General features: G+C 64.9%; 16 protein-coding genes. 4 read left to right on the top strand and 12 right to left on the bottom strand.

Annotation, left to right across the window (positions count from 1 at the left end):
• Nucleotides 1-161: 161 nt before the first annotated feature.
• The 8 genes from U5805_RS25190 to U5805_RS25155 all read right to left on the bottom strand — a co-directional run bounded on the left by U5805_RS25190 (nt 162) and on the right by U5805_RS25155 (nt 7,929).
• Nucleotides 162-635, bottom strand: a complete 474-nt coding sequence (locus U5805_RS25190; RefSeq protein WP_322106225.1) for an acyl-CoA thioesterase — start codon at nt 633-635, stop codon at nt 162-164.
• A gap of 114 nt (nt 636-749) precedes the next feature.
• Nucleotides 750-1,469 carry a phosphorylase gene (locus U5805_RS25185; protein ID WP_322106224.1) on the bottom strand — a complete coding sequence of 240 codons (720 nt, stop codon included), beginning with the start codon at nt 1,467-1,469 and terminating at the stop codon, nt 750-752.
• A gap of 5 nt (nt 1,470-1,474) precedes the next feature.
• Nucleotides 1,475-3,580 carry a squalene--hopene cyclase gene (gene shc, locus U5805_RS25180; RefSeq protein WP_322106223.1) on the bottom strand — a complete coding sequence of 702 codons (2,106 nt, stop codon included), beginning with the start codon at nt 3,578-3,580 and terminating at the stop codon, nt 1,475-1,477.
• Nucleotides 3,577-4,845 carry a hydroxysqualene dehydroxylase HpnE gene (hpnE, locus tag U5805_RS25175; protein ID WP_322106222.1) on the bottom strand — a complete coding sequence of 423 codons (1,269 nt, stop codon included), beginning with the start codon at nt 4,843-4,845 and terminating at the stop codon, nt 3,577-3,579. The genes shc and hpnE overlap by 4 nt, the downstream gene beginning before the upstream one ends.
• On the bottom strand, nt 4,845-5,696 hold the full coding sequence (hpnD, locus tag U5805_RS25170) for a presqualene diphosphate synthase HpnD (RefSeq protein ID WP_322106221.1): 852 nt from the start codon (nt 5,694-5,696) through the stop codon (nt 4,845-4,847). The genes hpnE and hpnD overlap by 1 nt, the downstream gene beginning before the upstream one ends.
• 307 nt (nt 5,697-6,003) lie before the next feature.
• On the bottom strand, nt 6,004-6,948 hold the full coding sequence (locus tag U5805_RS25165) for a diguanylate cyclase (RefSeq protein ID WP_322106220.1): 945 nt from the start codon (nt 6,946-6,948) through the stop codon (nt 6,004-6,006).
• Nucleotides 6,945-7,568: a chemotaxis protein CheC gene (locus U5805_RS25160; RefSeq protein WP_322106219.1), complete on the bottom strand. Its 624-nt coding sequence runs from the start codon at nt 7,566-7,568 to the stop codon at nt 6,945-6,947. Before U5805_RS25160 ends, U5805_RS25165 begins: the two co-directional genes overlap by 4 nt.
• On the bottom strand, nt 7,561-7,929 hold the full coding sequence (locus tag U5805_RS25155) for a response regulator (RefSeq protein WP_322106218.1): 369 nt from the start codon (nt 7,927-7,929) through the stop codon (nt 7,561-7,563). Before U5805_RS25155 ends, U5805_RS25160 begins: the two co-directional genes overlap by 8 nt.
• A 634-nt stretch (nt 7,930-8,563) precedes the next feature.
• Here U5805_RS25155 and U5805_RS25150 point away from each other — a divergent pair.
• Together U5805_RS25150 and U5805_RS25145 are read left to right on the top strand one after the other, a co-directional pair.
• Nucleotides 8,564-10,828 carry a hybrid sensor histidine kinase/response regulator gene (locus tag U5805_RS25150; protein ID WP_322106217.1) on the top strand — a complete coding sequence of 755 codons (2,265 nt, stop codon included), beginning with the start codon at nt 8,564-8,566 and terminating at the stop codon, nt 10,826-10,828.
• Nucleotides 10,829-10,895: 67 nt separating this feature from the next.
• Nucleotides 10,896-11,798, top strand: coding sequence for a hypothetical protein (locus U5805_RS25145; protein WP_322106216.1), 903 nt, complete (start codon nt 10,896-10,898; stop codon nt 11,796-11,798).
• Nucleotides 11,799-11,843: 45 nt separating this feature from the next.
• Here U5805_RS25145 and U5805_RS25140 read toward each other — a convergent pair whose 3' ends face one another.
• The 3 genes from U5805_RS25140 to arsC all read right to left on the bottom strand — a co-directional run bounded on the left by U5805_RS25140 (nt 11,844) and on the right by arsC (nt 14,524).
• The gene (locus U5805_RS25140) at nt 11,844-12,398 is read right to left on the bottom strand and encodes an NAD(P)H-dependent oxidoreductase (RefSeq protein ID WP_322106215.1); all 555 of its coding nucleotides are present in this window, start codon (nt 12,396-12,398) and stop codon (nt 11,844-11,846) included.
• A gap of 327 nt (nt 12,399-12,725) precedes the next feature.
• Nucleotides 12,726-14,102 (bottom strand): gluconate:H+ symporter, encoded by a 1,377-nt coding sequence (locus tag U5805_RS25135; protein ID WP_322106214.1) that lies wholly within the window; start codon nt 14,100-14,102, stop codon nt 12,726-12,728.
• 68 nt (nt 14,103-14,170) lie between these two features.
• A complete protein-coding gene (gene arsC / locus U5805_RS25130) occupies nt 14,171-14,524 on the bottom strand; it encodes an arsenate reductase (glutaredoxin) (RefSeq protein WP_322106213.1) in 354 nt (117 codons plus the stop codon).
• A 642-nt stretch (nt 14,525-15,166) separates the two neighbouring features.
• Here arsC and parA point away from each other — a divergent pair.
• Entirely contained in the window at nt 15,167-15,829 is a 663-nt protein-coding gene (parA, locus tag U5805_RS25125) for a ParA family partition ATPase (RefSeq protein WP_158952818.1), read from the top strand.
• A gap of 25 nt (nt 15,830-15,854) precedes the next feature.
• Nucleotides 15,855-16,913, top strand: a complete 1,059-nt coding sequence (locus U5805_RS25120) for a ParB/RepB/Spo0J family partition protein (RefSeq protein WP_322106212.1) — start codon at nt 15,855-15,857, stop codon at nt 16,911-16,913.
• Nucleotides 16,914-17,016: 103 nt separating this feature from the next.
• On the opposite strand, the gene U5805_RS25115 is transcribed toward U5805_RS25120, so the two are convergent.
• Nucleotides 17,017-18,372: a replication initiation protein gene (locus U5805_RS25115; RefSeq protein WP_322106211.1), complete on the bottom strand. Its 1,356-nt coding sequence runs from the start codon at nt 18,370-18,372 to the stop codon at nt 17,017-17,019.
• Nucleotides 18,373-19,247: the final 875 nt, after the last annotated feature.

Raw genomic sequence — 19,247 nt, 5'->3', positions numbered from 1 at the left:
CGAACCGGGTTCGCTCGCCGACACGAGCAAGACCGTGTCGCTGTAGCGCACGGCCGGGCCTTCGCCACATTCGGAGCCGGAAAATCAAAACCCGCCAGTCGCAAGACCCGGCGGGTTTTTTATCGGCACAGAAAGCATGCGCAACCGTTGGCCCGCGACGCTCAATGCGTTTGCGCGCCCTCGCGCTCGGCTTCGCGCGCCGCCGCCAGCGCCGTCGCGTCGGCGGCGGTCTGCACGGTCAGGCGATAACGCTCGTAGGCTTCGTCGGCGTAACGAATTTGATCGCGGTGGTGCGGCGCGGGCTGGCCGTCCGCGCCCAGGTTCACGAACACCATCTTCTCGATCGTCAGAATGCTCTTGCGCGTTATCTTGTTGCGCACTTCGGCGCGCAGCGTGATGGACGTGCGGCCGAAATGCGTGGCCGTCATGCCCAGTTCGATGATGTCGCCTTGGCGCGCCGAGCTGACGAAGTTGATCTCCGAGATGAACTTGGTCACGACGCGCTGGTTGTCGAGCTGACAAATCGCGTAGATGGCCGCTTCTTCGTCGATCCAGCGCAGCAGACTGCCGCCGAACAGCGTGCCGTTGGGGTTCAGGTCTTCAGGCTTGACCCATTTGCGAGTATGAAAATTCATGGCTGATCCCTCCCTGCATGTGATCCGCCCCGAGGCTCGAGCAGAACCTGGGGTTAACACCGAGATGGTATCAGAGATAAGGGTTTTCCCTAATCTTTCAATATTCGCGCGAAATTAAACCGGGAAAAAAGCGCCAGATTCCGTCAGAATGCGGCGCGCGGCCGCCAGCGTCTGCCGCGCGGCCTTGGCGTCGGCTGCGATGCGCAACAAGCCGCCCAGTTGCGCCGGATCGCGCGCCAGTTCGCGGATAACGGGAAAAACCGCCGTGGTGCCGTCGTCGCGCAACCCCGCCATGGCGGCTTTGGGCAAGCTGCGCCAGGCCGGATCGACGATGGCGCGGCACACCGCGAACGGCACGCCGTGCGCGGCGGCGGCCGCGGCGGCCAGATGCGATTCCATGTCGACGGCGAGCGCGCCGTTCGCGCGGTGCAGCGCCGCCTTTTCCGCCGCACCCGTGAGCGGCGCCGCCACGGCCGCTTCCACGCCGCGCCGCACTTTCGCGGCCAATGGCGAGGCCATCAGCGCGTCGGCCATGCGCGCGCGCCAGGCGGCGTCGGTGGCCACGCGCCCGAACGGACCGTCCACTGCGTCCGCGATCACCAGCGTGCCCGGCTCCAGATCCGGGCCAAGCCCGCCCGCCGTGCCGAAGCTCACGATGCCCGCCGCGCCGCCTTCGAGCGCGGCGGCCAGCGCGGCTTGCAGCAGGTCGGCGCGCGCGGCGTAGACGGCGCGCACGCCCTCGTCGCCCGAGCCCGCCGCCACGCGCGCCTCGAACGCCATGCCCGCCACCGCGATCACGGGCAGCGCCCGCGTGGAACCGCGCGATATCGGCATCGCGCTTACAGCCCCACCGTCACGCGCGTTTGGCCCGCACGCGTGAGATTGCGGTAACGCGCGAGCGCCCACAGCGGGAAAAATTTGCGATAACCGTGATAACGCAGATAGAACACGCGCGGGAAGCCCGTTGCCGTGAAACGCGTTTCGTCCCACAGGCCGTGTTCGCGCTGCGTGTTCTGCAACCACTCGATGCCGCGCGCCACGGCCGGATGGCCGACCTTGCCCGCCGCCATCAGCCCGAGCAGCGCCCACGCCGTTTGCGACGCGGTGCTCGCGGCGCGCTCGTAGCCGCGGTAGTCGAGCTTGTAGCTCGCGCCGTCCTCGCCCCAGCCGCCGTCGTCGTTCTGGATCTGGATCAGCCAGTTCGCGGCGCGCTGCATGCGCGGGTCGTCGTGTTCGAGGCCGGCGGCGTTGAGCGCGCACAGCGCCGTCCACGTGCCGTAGATGTAGTTCATGCCCCAGCGGCCGTACCAGCTTCCGTCGGCTTCCTGCTCGTCGAGGAGGTAGTGGTACGCGCGCCGCGCCGGCTCGCTCGTGGCCGGCAGTTCGCCAAGCTGCGCGAGCATGGAAAGGCAGCGGCCCGAGACGTCGGCCGTAGGCGGGTCGAGCAGCGCGCCGTGGTCCGAAAACGGAATGTTGTTCAGATACTCGTGCGTGTTTTCCGGCTCGAACGCCCCCCAGCCGCCGTTGCCGCTCTGCATGCCGACCACCCACTCGCGCGCGCGCGCGATGGGCGTGTCGTAGGCATGCGCGCCGTCGACCTTGTCCATGCGGTCCATCGCGGCCACGACCACGGCCGTGTCGTCGACATCGGGATAATGCGGGTTCGCGTACTGGAACGCCCAGCCGCCGGGGCGCACCTCGGGACGGCGCGAGATCCAGTCGCCGCGCACATCCAGAATCTGCAACGGGCGCAGCCATTCGAGCCCGCGCCGCGCCGCTTCTTCGGCGCGCGGCTCGCCGGTTTCGAGCAGCGCGTGCGCGGCCAGCGAGGTGTCCCACACGGGCGAGAGACACGGCTGCACGTACGCTTCCTCGGTGTGCTCGGTGACGAGCTTTTCGAGCGACTGGCGGGCGATCGCGCGATGCGGATGGTCGGCGGGATAGCCGAGCACCTCGTACATCATCACGGCGTTCGCCATTGCCGGGAAAATTGCGCCCAGGCCGTCCTCGCCGTTCAGGCGTTCGTCGACGAAAGCCACGGCCGCGTCGATCGCGCGCTGGCGCAGATACGACGGAAAGAGCGGCTCGACCACGCGCAGCAGGCCGTCCACGGTGCGGAAAAAGCCGAACCAGCCCTTGCTTTGATGCGGCGCGCGCGCGTTCATCCCCACGCTCACGGGCGCGCCGCGGAACAGTTCGTCGATACGCACGCCGCGCGGGTTCTTCGCCACCGGCCGTTTCGCGCCCAGCACGAGCAGCGGCACGATCACGGTGCGCGCCCAGTACGAAACCTTCGTGAGATGGAACGGGAACCACTGCGGCAGCAGCGTGATTTCCACCGGCATCACCGGCACGGCATACCACGTCACCACGCCGAACAGCGCGAGCAGGATGCGCGTGAACACGTTGACCTGTTCCGCGCCGCCCGCCGCCAGGATTGCCTCGCGCGCGCGCACCATGTGCTCGGCGTTTTCGGCGTCGCCGATCATCTTGAGCGCGAAGTAGGCCTTCACGCTCGCGCTCACGTCCATCGCGCCGTCGGTGAACAGCGGCCAGCCGCCGCCCGGCTGCTGGATACGGCGCAGGTAGCGGCCGATCTTCTGCTCGAGTTCGAGGTTCGCTTCTTCGCCGAGGTAATGCACGAGCAGCACGTATTCGGCGGGAATCGTGGCGTCGGCTTCGAGTTCGTAGACCCAGTGGCCGTCGGCGCGCTGGTCGGCAAGAATGGCTTCGGTGGCGCGCGCAACGCTGGCGTCGAGCGTGCCGGCCGCGTCGTGAGCGACCAGCGGCAGCGCGGGCGCCGCGTCGGCGAAACCGGGCAGCGGCGCGAGCGGCGTGGACAGCGTAGGCGGCGTGGGCGAGGAAGTCGGCGTGACGGTGTCGGCGCTGGCAGGGCGGCTGACAAGCTCGTCTTCGGTCGGCAGGGCGTGGGATAAATCGTTCATCGGCGTTCCATATTCTCCGTCAGCAGAAGATCCGCGGCCTTGCGGCCGGAGCGGATCGCGCCTTCGATCGTTGCGGGCAGACCGGTAGCCGTCCAGTCGCCCGCGAGCATCAAGTTGTTCCAGCGAGTGCGCGTCGCGGGGCGGCGCCACTCTTCTTCGGGCACCGCCGCGAAGGTCGCGCGGGCGTCGGCGGCCACGCGCCACGCGGGCATCGGTTCGAGCGGCAGCGAAGCGGCCGCGGCCACCTCGCCCCAGACGCGCCGCGCCAGCACCTCGGGATCGAGGTCGAGCACGTCGCGCGCGTCGTGGATTGTCGCCGAAAGCCGGCCGTCGCCCGCGCACAGCCAGTTGGCCGTGCCGTTGACGAGCGCCATCGGCGTGGCGAGCCCGGGCGGCGCCTGCACCGCGAAATGCACCGCGACGATGGCGGTGTGGCGTTGCGGCGTTTGCAGCGTGGGCACGAGCGTCGCCGCCGTCGCGCCGGGCACGGCAAGCACCACGGCTTCGTCGGGCGCGAGCGCGACGCGTCCATCGGCGAAATCGAGGGCGGCGACACGCTGCGACGCGCCGTCGTACACGATCTCCTTGAGCGGCGAATCGAGCCGAATCGCCGCGCCGCCGTGCTGAAGCATGCGCAACGCCGGATCGACGAACGCGCTGGACAGGCCGCCGCGCGCCGCCAGCGGGCGCAGCGCCTCGCCGCCCGCCGCCAGCGCCTCGCGCAGCATCGCGCCGGCCAGTTCCGCGCTGCCGTCGCGCGGCTCGACATTGAGCGCCGAAACGAAAAACGGCCGCAGCAGGCGGTCCCATAGCGGGCCGTCGCAGCGCATCGTCTGCTCCATCGTGCGGCCCGGCCTCGCGAACAGCAGCGGCAGCAGCGCGAGATAGTCGGCGGCGCGGGTGCCGGGCACGCGGGCGCGCGCGTCGCCGATCCAGAACGGCATGCGCGAGCGCGCGAAACGCACGGTCCAGCGCGAGCGCGCCGCGAGATCCATGAACGCGAAGCCCTGCTCGCGGGAACCCGAAAGCGCCTCGGCGGCGCCGATCGCGCGCACGTATTCGAGCGTTTGCGCGTGGCTCGCGAGCACCAGATGATTGCCGCTGTCCAGCGTGGCCGAAAGCGTGCGGTCGTAGTACGAACGGCAGCGCCCGCCCGCCTGACTGGCCGCCTCGTAGAGCGCGACCTGCACGCCACGCCGCTGCAACCGGGCGGACGCGGCGAGACCCGCCAGCCCCGCGCCGATCACGTGGACGAGCCGCGGCATCAGAACAGCCAGTAGCGCGCGACGATCCACATCAGCCGCGCGCGCGGCTTGCTGACTTTCGTGCGCGGCAGGTCGAAGCCGCGATCGACCGTGCGTTCGAGCAGTACGCGATACACGCCCGACATGATGCGCGGCGCCTTCACTTCGGCGCGCGGCGAGGCGTTCATGATCGCGTCGGCTTCGGCGAAATGCGCGCGCGCGCGGGCGACCAGCGTGTCGCACACGCGCGGCAGCTTGGCGTCCGCGGCGATCTGGTGCGGATTCGACGCGCCGATACCCTCGCGCGCCAGCAGTTCGCGCGGCAGATAGCAGCGGTTGATATCGGCGTCTTCGTCGATATCGCGCAGGATGTTCGTGAGTTGCAGCGCGCGCCCCAGATGGTGCGACAGCGCGCGGCCCGGCGCTTCCTGCATCCCGAAAATTCTCACCGACAGGCGGCCCGCCGCGCTGGCCACGCGATCGCAATACAGGTCGAGCGTGGCTTCGTCGGGCGCGCAGATGTCTTCGGCCGCGTCCATGGCCATGCCGTCGATCATCGCGTGGAAGTCCTCGCGCTGAAGCCCGAACGTATGGATGTGACGCGTGAGCGCCGCGAGCGAGGCGCGCGGCGTGCCGGCGTAGCACGCGTCGATGTCGGCGCGCCACTGGTCGAGCGCCGCCGCGCGCTCGGCGCGCGGCAGGTCGCTGTCCGCGATGTCGTCGACAGCGCGGCAAAAAGCGTAGACCTGATACATGGCGTCGCGCTGCGCGGCAGGCAGAATCCGCATCGCCAGATAAAACGAGCTGCCCGACGAAGCGGCGGCGGCGTCGGTTTGTTGTGTATCGTCCACGACGAGGTTGGAAACGGCCAAGACGATCTCCGCTGGGGGCGCCCTCGACGGGGCGTTGCGACAATTCGGGCCCGCACGGCGGCGGGTCGCCCGCGCGCGCGGACACGCGCGAGGCACCCGGCCCTGGAATCGTCTTGCAAACCAGTCAGACGGCAGGCCGGAAACGGCCAAAAGTATAGCAACCTTTGAGAAGCCCCGCAGTCCACGGCGGCAGGGCGGGTGCAAAGCTTGCGCAAGGCGGCGCTTTTCGTAGGATTTGCGTGGAATTTGCGCGGCGTTCGCGGGCGTTTTCAGCGAGGATGCGCGCCAAGTCGCGCGCCGCCCGCGCTCAGGCCAGCGCGACCGAGCGGTTGCGCCCCTGGCGCTTGGCGGCGTAGAGCGCCGCGTCGGCTTCGTTGATCATGCCTTCGTAGTCGGGCGAGCCGGGCCGCGCCGTGGCGGCGCCCACGCTGGCCGTGACCGGCACGATCACGCCCTGCACTTCGACCGGCTCGTCGCCGATCGTGCGGCGGATTTTTTCGGCGACGTAGAGCGCGTCGTCGAGCGGCGTGCAGGGCAGCAGCAGCGCGAATTCCTCGCCGCCGAAGCGGCCGAACACGTCGGTGTTGCGCACCACTTCGGCAACGCGCTGCGCCATCGAGCGCAGCACCGTGTCGCCGGCAACGTGGCCGAATTCGTCGTTGATGCGCTTGAAGTGGTCGAGATCGAACAACAGCATCGAAAGCTCGCCGCCGTAACGCTGCCAGCGCGAGAATTCGTCGGCGAGCCGCGCCTCGAAATAGCGCCGGTTGGGAATGCCCGTCAGGCCGTCGCGGTCGGCGTATTCGCGCAGCTTCGCCACGGCCTCCTCGCGCTCGCGCTGCATCACGCTCACGTGCGTCACGTCCGAAATCGTCACGCACACGGCCACCACTTCGCGCCCGCGCATGAGCGGCATGAAGGTGCAGTCCTGCTGCATGTAGTCGACGCCGCCCGTGATTGGCCGGTCGTGATCGAACTGGAACAGATACGGGCGCTGCTCCCACGAGCTGAACGCGAAACTGCCAAGCTGGAACACGCTTTCCACCTTGCGCGTGAACCACGCACGCGGCAGTTCGGGAAAGCGGTTGAAAATCGGCCGGCCGATGACTTCCTCGGACGGAATGCCGCTGTGGTCCTGCATGAAGCGGTTCCACATCAGCACGTTGAGTTCGCGGTCGACCACGAAAATGCCGAAACCCACCCGCTCGACGACGAGATCCGACAGAGAAGGCAACCCGGCTTGGTCGTTCATAGGCTGTGCAGCAGCGCGTCGATGGCCCGGCTCACGACGTGGATCGATTCCTCCGCCATCAGCATGACGAGGTGAGCGCGAAACCGGTGATCTTCCAGCGCGAAATTGACTTCGACGAGCAGCGCCACGTCCCACGCCAGCAAGCCCGGCTGGAACACTTCGTCGAGCATGATCGCCTCGCCGAGCAAACCCGGCTGCGAGAACACCGGCAGGCGCCCGAGCTGATCGAGCATCGACGAAACGCACGCGCCCGTGAGCACGTTGGCGACGTCGAACATCAACTCTTCTTCGGTGAGGTTGTCGTCCTCGCCGTGCGCGTAGGCGCCGCCCACGAGGCTGCCCAGCGAAGCGATCTCGCCGCTGCGGCAGATCACCAGCGCCTCGCCCTTGATCTCCGAGCGGAACCCCTGGCGCACGGCGGCCACGGGACCGTCGATGCCGGTCATCTCGCGCAATGCGGCCGCCGCCTCGGAAACGGCCACCACGCGCACGCGCGGCACCGAAAGCTCGATAAAGGCGTTGAGCAGCCCGGACAGGCGCGTCGCCGCCTGGCCCATGCCGAGATTGGCGATTTCCTGTAGCGCGTCGCGCTGTATCTCAGTGAACACTCGATCAGGCATACAACCCGTACTCCTTCAGGATGGGCAGCAACGCCTCCTGGGTTACCGGCTTCGCGACGAACGCCGCCGCGCCGAGCGCGTGTACGCGCTCGCGGGCGCGCGGCTGGACGTCCGCCGAAACGACGATCACGAACGTGTTCAGATCCTCGTGCTGCAAGGCTTCGAGCACCTGAAACCCCGTCATGTCGGGCATGGTCAGGTCGAGGAACATGACCGCCGCTCGACCCTCCCGGTAAAGCGCAAGCGCTTCGCGCCCGTTCGACGCGTACGAAATCTCGACGTCCCAGCCCTCGGGCAGCGCCTTCGTGAGCACCTTGCGGGCTAACAGCGAGTCATCGGCGATCACGATGGGCAAGGACATGGATATGCTGAATGAGTGTGCGTTGGACGGAGTGCGTTTTGGCGTATTAACGGCTGCGCGCGCGCGAACTTTAGAAAAAAATGGACGGGCGTCGCGCGATATGCATAACGAATGAAAGGAACGGCGGGCAGCCGGAATGAGGCGCGCCGACGAAAGCACGCGGCCAGGCGGATGTGCGGCGAACGCCGACGGCCCCGGAAATCGGGCGGTCGGCCGGCAAGACCTGCTTCTGCATGGATGCAGCTACCCCGAAGCACGGCTGCGCGCAAAAACCGGCGCGGCGCACATGCGAACGTTATTTATCGTGCTCGCGATTCTCGAATCAAATGGAATCAAATGCAACTCGCCGATAATCGATCCCCGAACAGAATTAACTCCATCTTACGAATTTCACGAAATAAACGATCCATCCCTTAATTAAATACCGTCGATTATCCTTTTGTGTACGTTTGCGCTTCGCCGATTTTCGCGAATTCGTCATCTGTCGAAGGAAAATTATCTTTCGAGGTTTCTTTCGGGAATATTTGCCCTGGGCGGCCGAAAGCGCCGCGCCCGCGCACCCGTTACCGGCGTGTTCACGCCGTCGTTTATGATGTAGAGGCGTTGCCGCTTTTTCCTGCCCCTTTTCCGTACGATGACTGCTGACCGGCCCGAGCGGCCCGACGATCGCCCTCTCACGCCGCCACGCACCGAGGACGTGCCGTTTCCGGCTGCGCCCGGACACGACTTCACGGTGCGCCGCCGCACCTTGCTCGCGCTGCTGATCGCGGCCATCGTGCTGCCTTGCATTTATGTGGCCGCGATGGCGTGGAGCGATTTGCGCACGCGCGAAGCCGACGCCACCGACATCACGCTGCGCACCGTGCGCGTGGCCGAAGAACACGCGCTCAAGGTCTTCGACATGAACGAGGCGCTCGACGCGCGCGTCGTCGAACTCGTGCACGGCCTGAACGACGACGGCATTCGCGCGAACGAAGCGCAGATTCACGAAAAGCTCACGGCCGTGGGCGGCGGCTACCCGCAGGTCGCGGCCGTGTCGATCTTCGGTCAGGACGGCGACCTGCTCGCGAGCAGCCGCTACGCCGAACCGCCGCCCGTTTCGATCGTGACGCGCGACGACTTCATGGGCATTCGCGACGGCCGGGTGATCGACCACGTTTCGCGCGTCATGCAGGCGCAAGTGAGCGGCGAAACGGTGTTCAACACCGGGGTCGCGCGCCGCGACGACGGCGACGCCTTCGCCGGCATCGTTTCCGTCGCGCTGCGGCCCAGCTATTTCAGCAAGTTCTATCGCGAACTGCTCGGCCCCGATTCGCCGATGAACCTCGCGCTCGTGCGCAGCGACGGCGCGATTCTCGCGCTCGATCCGCCGTCGCGCACCGGCGCGCAGTCCATCACGCCGATGTCGCCGCTGCACGCGGCGCTCATGCGCGGCAGCGAAAGCGGCGTCGTACACATGCATTCCGCGCTGCTCGGCAGCAATGCGATCGTCGCGTACCGGCGCGTGGGGGCGTATCCCGTCTACGTGACCTGCGCGTATCGCACGCCCGCGATCTGGGCCGCGTGGTATCAGCACCTGAGCGTGCTCATCATTTCGATGTTCATGCCGTCGATCGTGCTCTGGTGCGTGATCTGGCTTTCGCTGCGCCGCCTCGCCGCCGAAGAGGAAGCTTGGGAGCGCTGGCAGGCCGAAGCGTCGATGCGCCGCTCGATCGAATCCGCGTACCGGCAGTCGCGCAAGATGGAGGCGCTCGGCAATCTCGTGGGCAGCGTCGCGCACGACTTCAACAATCTGCTGATGATCGTTTCCGCCAACGTGCAGATCGCGCGGCGGCGCGGCGCGGCCGGTCTCGACCGCGAGCTTTCGGCGATGGAGCGCGCCCTCAAAAGCGGCCAGTCGCTCACGCGCCAATTGCTGGGCGTCGCGCGCAAGCAGCCGCTGCGCAACGAAACGATCCACGTCGGGCGCTGGCTGCCGGCGTGCCGCGATTTGCTCGGCGCCTCGCTGGGCGCGAAGGTGTCGCTCGTGGTCGATGTCGCCGACGACGTGTGGCCGGTGCTCGTCGACGTCGCCGAATTCGAACTCGCGCTCATCAACCTCGCCGTCAACGCGCGCGACGCGATGCCCAACGGCGGCCGCTTCGCCGTGAACGCGCGCAACATCAGCTTCCGCCCCAACGAAGGCTTCCCGCTCGACGGCGACTTCGTGCATCTCTCGCTGGAGGACACGGGCACGGGCATGCCGCCCGAGGTGCTCGCGCGCGCGTTCGAGCCGCTCTACACCACGAAGTCGAAGGGCACGGGCACCGGCCTCGGTCTGCCGCAGGTGTTCGCGTTCTGCGAGCGCTCGGGCGGCCTCGCGGCCATCGACAGCGCGATCGGCGCGGGCACGACGGTGCATCTGTATCTGCCGCGCTCGCTCGAGGAGCCGCCCGCGCAGCGTCCGAGCGAGCCGAGCGAAGCCCGTGCCGAAGCGCGGCAAGGGCTCGACATTCTGCTCGTCGAAGATAACGACGAAGTCGCCGCCGGCACCGAGGCGCTGTTGCAGATGATGGGCCACCGCGTGACCTGCGCGAGCGATGCGGCGAGCGCGCTGGCGCGCATCGAAGCGCCGCTCGGCGAGGACGAACACGCGCCGCGCTTCGACCTCGTGCTCTCGGACATCCACATGCCGGGCCCGATGAACGGTATCGACCTCGCCGAAGCGCTGCAAGGGCTCGAACCCGCGCTGCCCGTGATTCTGGTCACCGGTTACGCCGAGGAGCTGGAGCGCGCGCGCAACGTGGACGTGCGCGTGCTTTCCAAGCCGTTCGACATCGCACTGCTGGAGAAAATGCTCGACGCGATCCGCAGCGGCCGGCCGGCGCGCGCACGCCAGGAACGAAACGCGACGCACTGAGGTGCGGCACATGGCTTGCGCGGTTGCGAGCGTTGATTTCCAGCATAGCCATTGGAAGGAGAGCGCCATGAAGCAGACCGTAACCGGCCTTTTCAAGACCTACGACGACGCGCGGCATGCGCAGGCCGCGCTGCTGCAACGCGGTTTCGCCGCGACCGACATCGAATTGCCCGCGCACCACGAAGGCGTGCTGGCCGGCATCGAGCGTCTCGTGACGAGCTTTTTCTCGACCACGGGCGACGTGCGTCAGACCACGGCCGCCCAGCAAGGCGAAATGACGCCGCCGCCGGGCGAGACGGTGCGGATCGGCGTGCGCGTGGACGATGAAGTGCGCGCGGAACTCGCCGCCGAAACGCTGCGCGAGGAACATGCGCTCGAAATCGCGCGGCGCGGCTCGCCGTGGACGTGGCCGGCCGCCGGTGCGGCTGGTGCTGTGGGTGCCGCTGCTGGTGCATCAGGCGCCGCTTCGGCAGTGCCGGGCACGCCGGCGGAACAGCGCGAGCATTCGGCGCTCGACGAACTGGGCTTGGGCGATATCGCCGATGCGATGCGCCGCCGCGCGGCGGTGCCGCCGTCGCCGTCGCCCATCGACGAAACGCCCCTGGCCGCGACCACGCCCGTCGTGGACACGCTCAATCCCGTCGATCCGATCAACGAAGCCGAAGCGAGCGTCCTCACGGCGGCCAGCGCTCCCGGCGCGGGCGCGGTAATGGGCGCGCCTCATGTCGAAACGCCTGTCGAAACTCGCGTCGCACCTGACGCCGGGCTTCACGCGGCATCCCAGCCTTACGTTCAGCCCGACGCCGCGCCTCGCGTGGACGTGCCGGCCGCGCCCGAGGCGACGCGTCCCGCGCAAGGCGTCGCGCCGCAGATTCCGAACGAATTCCTGGAGTACGAAGAGGATTCGTCGGAACACCACGAAGCGGCGCCGGAACAGCCTGCCGGTCAGCCGCCGCGCACGTTCCACTGAGCGCGGGCGGTTCCGGTCGCCGGGTCGCCTGGGAACGGTCAGGCGTTAGCGTGCGAGCTGGCGCTTGACCCACGTGACGTAGGCATCGACGAAACCTTGCAGGAACTTGCGCGTGTCGTCGCTGACGATTTCGCCTTTCTCGTTGATGCGCGAGGCGTCGTGCTTGATGAACATCTCGGGCTGACCCAGCAGCGCGACATCGAGATACGCCAGCACGTTACGCAGATGCTGCTGCGCCAGCGCGGTGCCGACCGCGCCCGGCGACGTGCCGAGGACCGCGCCCGGCTTGGCGCGCCAGGAATTCGTGCCCCACGGGCGCGAACCCCAATCGAGCGCGTTCTTGAGCACGCCCGGAATCGAGCGGTTGTATTCGGGCGTGACGAAGAGGAGCGCGTCAGCGGCTTCGATCTGCTGCTTGAAGCGGCGCGCGACCTCCGGGTAATCGGCGTCGTAGTCCTGCGAATAGAGCGGCAGCGCACCGATATCGAGATACTCGAAACTGAAATCGGCGGGCGCGAGCGACGTTACCGCATGCGCGAGCTGCCGGTTGAACGAGTCCTTGCGCAGACTGCCGACCACGACCGCAATTTTGTAAGCCATCTCAATGCCCTCGTCAGTGTTCTCGATGATGCGCACGATGCGCTGCGAAAGAAAACACCATCATAGGCGCGAGCGAATTCCTGCGTCGGGTAAGAGGATGCCGCGAGGAGATTGGGTTGTGGATAACTAAGGGTGGGGTAAGCTTATCCACAGATTCTGGGCATAAGCTTGTGCACAACTTACCCGCAGCACCGATGGGCTCGGGCATCGCTTGGGATCCGGCCGCACGTTTTCATGGCGCGCCGGATTTGCGCGATAGGCGGCCGCGCGGCGCTTCGGTTTTACAGATTCGATGAAGCGCCGCGCGTGGCGGCTGGCGTCGTGCGCTCAGGCAAGCACGTTCCAAAGCACGAGTGTCAGCACGAGTCCGACGACGGAAACGATGGTTTGAAGAATCGACCACACGAACACGGTTTGCTTGAGTTGCAGGCCGAAATATTCGCGCACCATCCAGAAGCCCGCGTCGTTGACCTGGCAGAAGAACACCGAGCCCGCGCCAATAGCGAGCGCCATCAACGAACTGTGCGGCGCGCTCAACCCCGTGACGACAGGCGCGACGATACCCGCAGTGGCCGTGGTCGCGACCGTGGCGGAACCGGTTGCCTGACGCAAGGCCACGGCGATCAGCCACGCGAGCAGCAGCAGCGGCATATGCGCGCCGACGGCGATCTTGCTGATCGTCGTGCTGATGCCGGCCAGCACGAGCGCCTGCTTCAGACCACCGCCTGCACCGATCGTCAGTAGCAGGCCCGCGATGGGCGGCAAGCTCTTGCGCAAAATGCCGCCGACGCGCTCGCGCGGCATGCCACGCGACCAGCCAAGCGCGACGATTGCGAACAGAACGGTGAGGCCCAGCGCGATAAGCGGCTCACCGAGAAAATCGAGCGCTTCGTATGCGAACGATTTAGGCGTGAGCATCAGACGTGCGACGGTGCGGCCGAGCATCAGCAGCGCGGGCAACAGGATCGTCAGCAACGCAACGCCGAAACCCGGCGCCGCAAGTTGAGGATCATGACTTGTAAAAAGTTTACCGAGATCTTCGGGTTCCGCGACATGCATGCGATGCGAGAGCCACGAGCCATAAAGCGGACCCGCGAGTACGACGGCGGGAAGCGCGACGATCAACCCCAAACCGAGCGTGATGCCTAGGTCTGCGTGCAAGGCGCTAACGGCGATGAGCGGTCCCGGATGCGGCGGCAATAACGCGTGCAACGTCGTCATGCCGGCAAGCGCCGGAATCGCGATACGCAGAATGGGCTGCTGCGAGCGGCGCGCCATCACGAAGATGATCGGCACCATCATCACGAGGCCGACTTCGAAAAACAGTGGCAAGCCGATGATGACGGCGACGAGTGCCATCATCCAGGGCAATAGGCGCGGCGTCGAATGTTCGAGCAGGGTGGTAACGAGCCGGTCCGCGGCGCCCGATTCAGCCATCAAGGCACCGAGCATGGCACCGAGCGCGATGATGATGCCGACGTCGCCAAGCAATGCGCCCGCGCCTTTGCTGAATGCGCTGGCGATGGTTTCGAGCGGCAATCCGGCCGCAAAACCCGCCGCGAACGTACCGACGAGAATGGAAAGAAACGGCGCTAACTTCAGCGCACTAATAAGAATGACGATGAGCGCAAGGCCGAGTACGCAGGACAGGATGAGCTGCGTATCGTGAAACGACCAGGCAGAAAGGGTAGTGACGTGCTCCACTGAATTCTCGTGTTGTTGTGATGATTGGCGGAAAGAGGCGAGGGTTTGGCAGAAACGCTTCGATAGGCTTACTCGAACAGCGCGGCGATGTTTTCGGTGGGCCGGCCGATAACCGCACGACCGTCGCGGACGACGATCGGACGCTGCAACAGGCTCGGATGACGCGCGATAGCTTCGTAGATGGCTTCATCGGTGACGCCTGCCGCGCCGAGGCCGAGGTCGGCGTATTCCGTTTCGCCGGTGCGAACCATCTCGCGCAACGGAACATCGAGTAATTCGCGCAACGCCTTGAGTTGAGAAACCGTAAGCGGACGCTTCAGGTATTCGACGATTTCCGTGGGTTCATCGGCATGGCTTTCTGAAATCCATGTGCAGGCAGCACGGGATTTTGAGCAGCGGGGATTGTGGTAGATCGTGATCATGGGCGGGCGGGGTAGAGGCGTGTTGACGCAGGGGAGACACCGCGATTCTACCGGGCAAGTCTTGGACAGCAGGGGCTGGCACGCAGCCCAGCCACATGGAGCTTTATGCGCATAAAGCCCTGTCGCTCCTGGTCGTTCATGGCGCTGCCACCGTCTCGCCAATCATTCGGCGTGTGGCTCGCATCCCGTAGGCCGGTCGTCCTTGCGTGAATAAAATCCACGCCTTCAAGCGCGTTCGCCGACATTTTCGCTGTGGCTTTTGACACTGTTGAGTAGCGCCTTAGTAGCAAGAGCAGCACCGACAAGCTTTATGCGCATAAAGCTTTGTTGCGAGGCGGCGCATCACCTTTATTAGCAAACAGCGCATTACAGGCACTCGTCCCCTGTCGGCGTGCGGTCCGGCGGCGTGCCGACGCCCAACAGCCGGCCCAAATGGTGCTACGGGAAATTCGGTTACTCGCCTGACGCCTCGGTTCCTTTCCCGGTCGGCCGACTTGCTCATAGCGAGGAATAGCCCCTCCCGACCTTTATGCGCATAAACCTCATCCGAATGGCTGAATCTCTTCGTGATTTCGTAAAAATCATTGAATCGAAAAACATTCCAGGTAAAATCCAAATCCAATAGCAAAAAGGAGAACTTCAGTGGCAGCAGAGATCATCGCAGTCACGCAGCAAAAGGGCGGGGTCGGCAAGAGCACGATCGCGATGCATCTCGGTGCGGCGTTCCATGAAAAAGGGAAGCGCGTTCTTGTCGTGGATGCCGATGGCCAAAATACGCTCGTTCATTGGGCCAGCGCCTCCGCTGACGGCGAAGCCGGCATTCCGTTCCCTGTGGTGAACCTCTCTGAAGCCGGCGGCCAGATCCACCGTGAGATCAAAAAATTCATAGGCGACTACGACATCATCGTGGTCGACTGCCCACCCTCGATCACAGAAAAAGTCTCCGGCGTCGTGTTGCTCGCCGCGACTGTCGCGGTGATTCCCACGTCTTCATCGCCTGCCGATTACTGGTCGAGCGTGGGTCTAGTCAAACTGATCCAGCAAGCGCAGGTAATGAACGAGGATCTGCGCGCGGTTTTCCTTCTGAACAAAACCGAAGAGAAGCGGATGCTGACGCGCGAGCTCAAACGCGCGCTTGAAGAACTCGGCTTTCCGCTCCTAAAGACTCAGATTCCTACGCGTGAGGCTTATAAGCAGGCAATGGCGCTCGGCCAGACGGTGCTGCAAATGAACGATCGCGGGGCAAGACTCGCCGCGATGGAAGTGCGCGCATGTGCCGATGAAATCGCGGCCATGCTCCCCTGACTTTATGCGCATAAAGGACCCCGGAATGAAACCCTCTCAATTCGCCAAAGGCTTTCAAGCTCGGCCGGACACAACGAGCAGCGAGAAGCGCACCGCGCTGGACCGTCTCAATGCCATCGACGGGCTCGTCCAGGACACACCGAAGGCGGCGGCGCGCGAAGTGACGGGCCGAGCGAGCCAGCCGGTGATCGACGCTATCGACGCGACCCCGGCCATGGAAAACGAATCGGCCGAATACCATGCCTGGCGCGTCGAGCATGCTTATCGTCCTGGGCAGATCATCGAATTGCCGCTGAAGGCCATCAAGCCCAGTCCGTTCAATCCGCGCCACTTTTATCTGAAAGCGTCGATTGCCGAACTCGCCGTCAATCTCGCCAAACAGGGACAACAACAGGCGATTCACGTCATTCCCGACTATCAGGCGCCCGGCACCTACTATGTGAGCGACGGTGGACGCCGCGTTCGCGCGTTGAAGGAAGCCAATAAGGAAGTCGTGAACGCAATCGTGGTCGATCTGCCGATCGGCATTCAAAGCTACAAGCTTGGCTACGATCTGAACGTGCAGCGCGATTCGCAAACGGTGTTCGACAACGCCGTCGTGTGGAAGCGCTTCATCGACGACAACCACTTCCAGAGCCAACGCGAGCTTGCGGATCATCTCGGTCTCGACGAATCGACGGTTGCGGTCGCACTTTCTATCGGCAAACTGCCCGAGTCGGTGATGCAGGAGATGGTCGCGCGCCCTGACCGGTTTGGCTCGAACATGGCGTATCAGGTCGGGCGCTATCACGGCGCACGCGGCACTGAGGCCACGCTGCGCCTCATCAATCGCATCGTTGCGGACGATCTGAGCACGCGGCAGGTTGCCGACATCGTCAAGGGTCGCGCAAGCGCGCAGGAAACCCCGAAACCAGCAGGCCGCCAGCGCTATGCGAAAAGGCTCGAAATCAAGCTCGACGGCGTAGCGGTCGGCGATCTCAAGTCATATGGCGACGACCGGCTCGAACTGCGTCTAAAGGGACTCTCGAAGGAACGTCGCGACGACATTCTTCAGCAGATCGAGCAGATTCTCAGCGCGAAATAAGTTGGGGAATATTGCATGGCGTCCGCGCGGGATTAAACCGAGGACGCCACAAGCACTCGCAGAATAGCTCCGGCATTGCGCCGGAGCACACCCTCAGCCGCAATCAGGCGGCGCGCGTCTGGCTCAACGTAAACGCCAGCAGATCGCCGTCGGTCGGCTCGCCCCACGTCTTTCGGGCGAGCCAGTCAAAGAACGCGGAATCCGCCAGCTTCGACTCCAGCCCGCGGCGGCGCCAATCGTCACGCATGTGCGCGCCGAGGCCCGGCAATTCGTCCGATTCGAACGATTGACGCGCGACGTCGCGTTCCGCTTCGCCCTGCTCGTCGTAGAGCGCGCGCGCTTCCTTGCGCCGCCACGCAGCGTATTCGTCGAGCAGCCGCGCCTTCGGATCGTCGGCCGTGATCGACGCCGCCGCCCCGCGCCCGACCGCCGCCGTGCCCGCCTGGGTTTCGACAGGCGGTGCGTAACCCTTCTTGAGCGCATCCTTGAAAAGTGCCGCGGCGCTACGCACGGGCGGCAGGCTCGTGCTGCGCATGCGCTGCTCCGTCAACTGCAAGGCCGCACGAATGCGATTTTCCTCGCTGTCGGCGTAGAGCGACTGCGCTTCCTTGAGCGGAATGCCGATCTTGACCATGCGGTCGACCAGCGTGCTGTCGAAAACGTTCGGATGTTCGTCGAGCGCAAGCATCGGCTGCTTGCGCTCGGTGACGCGAAACTGGATTTCCGCGACACGCCGCCCTTCGCGATGCTCGATCAGCTCGACGAAGATGTTCGTGACGGCATTGACCTCCGCAATGGCCGGACGCAGGTAATCGCGCTTGAAATACTTGTACTCGCGTTTGGCTTCATCGCCGGCTTCGGTGTCGGGCGTGCCGGAAAGAATCGGGCGCCACCATTCCCACGTTTCGCGCATCGTCAAATGACTCGGATTCGTCAGATAGCGCACGCAGATTTCATAGAGCGCGAGCCCCGCGCTGCTGCGCAACTGGCTCTGAAACTGCAGGCTAAGACGCGCATACTGCACGGGGTCGAGCAGCTTTTTCTTGATCTTCGGCGCGAACGAAAACTCGACCCACACGCGGCGCGTTGTCGGATCTTCGAGAATTTCGGCATCGGCGATCAGCGTGGAAATGCCCCATTTGCGGCCGGGCTTCTGGCTCGATGTGCCTTGACTCCACTCGACCTGCACCGACACCATGCGGCGCAAGTGTTCCTTGACGAGCGCGGTATCGTTCGAATCGAAAGCGGAATTCGCAACGATGTCGGAAAGCAGCGCCCGATACGTATCCCCCGACTCGTCGGCTTGCTGGGCAACGGCAAGCAGCACGTTGAACAGCTTGCGAGTCAGGAGCGTGATCTTGCCGCTTTTCGGCTGGATTGCAATCGCCTCGACGGCCTTGCGCAATTCCGCCGAGCTGGGGCTCACCACATCGGTTTTTTTCACGCGCTTCGTGGCCATACGTCGGGTCGAGAAGGGAATTTTGCGAAAGCATACCGTCTGGGGTGATAGGCGTCTATAGGGCGGATCTCACCATTCCTGGTGAAGCGCCGTCCTAGCTACCGGCTCACCGCGAGACGGTCCCGGAAAGTCTCACCTCACGGCAAACGCCCATCCAGCCTGGCGCTTTACGCATTCGAGCTTCCCGAGAAAACGGCTTTTTTGCGCGGCGACGCAAAGGTCGGATCAGCATCCCGTATTGCCTCACCTTAAAATTTTTCGAGGGTTGCCCAGCCAAGGCGACGATTTAGTCGAGGAGGCCTTTGGTCGGCTCGCCTGCGATGCTCTATTCGGCTCGAGCGAAACAATTCGCGGCGAAAGTGCATTGCAGCGCAGAAAGCGCACTTTTTGTGATTTTTCCCGTTCAGATTACGGCCGCCTCCTGAAAAAGCTCACGCTTTTGCTCACCTGCCAACGATCTTGATCGCGCTCGCGGCCTTGCCAATACACACTGAAGTTAAAAAACAGCCCCGAAAAAGCTCACCTTTGCCGCGCCGCTCCAAATTCCTCCACGGCAATGGCGGCTCCCGAAAAGCATCACCTATAAAATGCGAAGTTCGAAAAATCAATAGATTCCGTCACTTACCCACACCGGTGCAGGCAATCAAGCGACATTGGCCGCTCCCGGAAACGCTCACCTCAAGGACGAATCACTATGGTTTCAAGTGATACATAACGTTCCGATCACGCTCCCGAAAACTCTCACCGGTTATATCGACCGACTACATCGTCGGGACACCAGACACCTGCCAATACCGGGCTTCCAGAGCAGTGGCCGTCCACTTGAATCCCGAATCTCCTCACCTTTCGGCCGTCATCGGGCTCATCTCGCCCCT

The organism is Paraburkholderia sp. J41 (genome assembly GCF_905220235.1).
Classification (GTDB): Bacteria; Pseudomonadota; Gammaproteobacteria; order Burkholderiales; family Burkholderiaceae; genus Paraburkholderia.
This window is presented reverse-complemented; position numbering and strand designations above follow the sequence as displayed.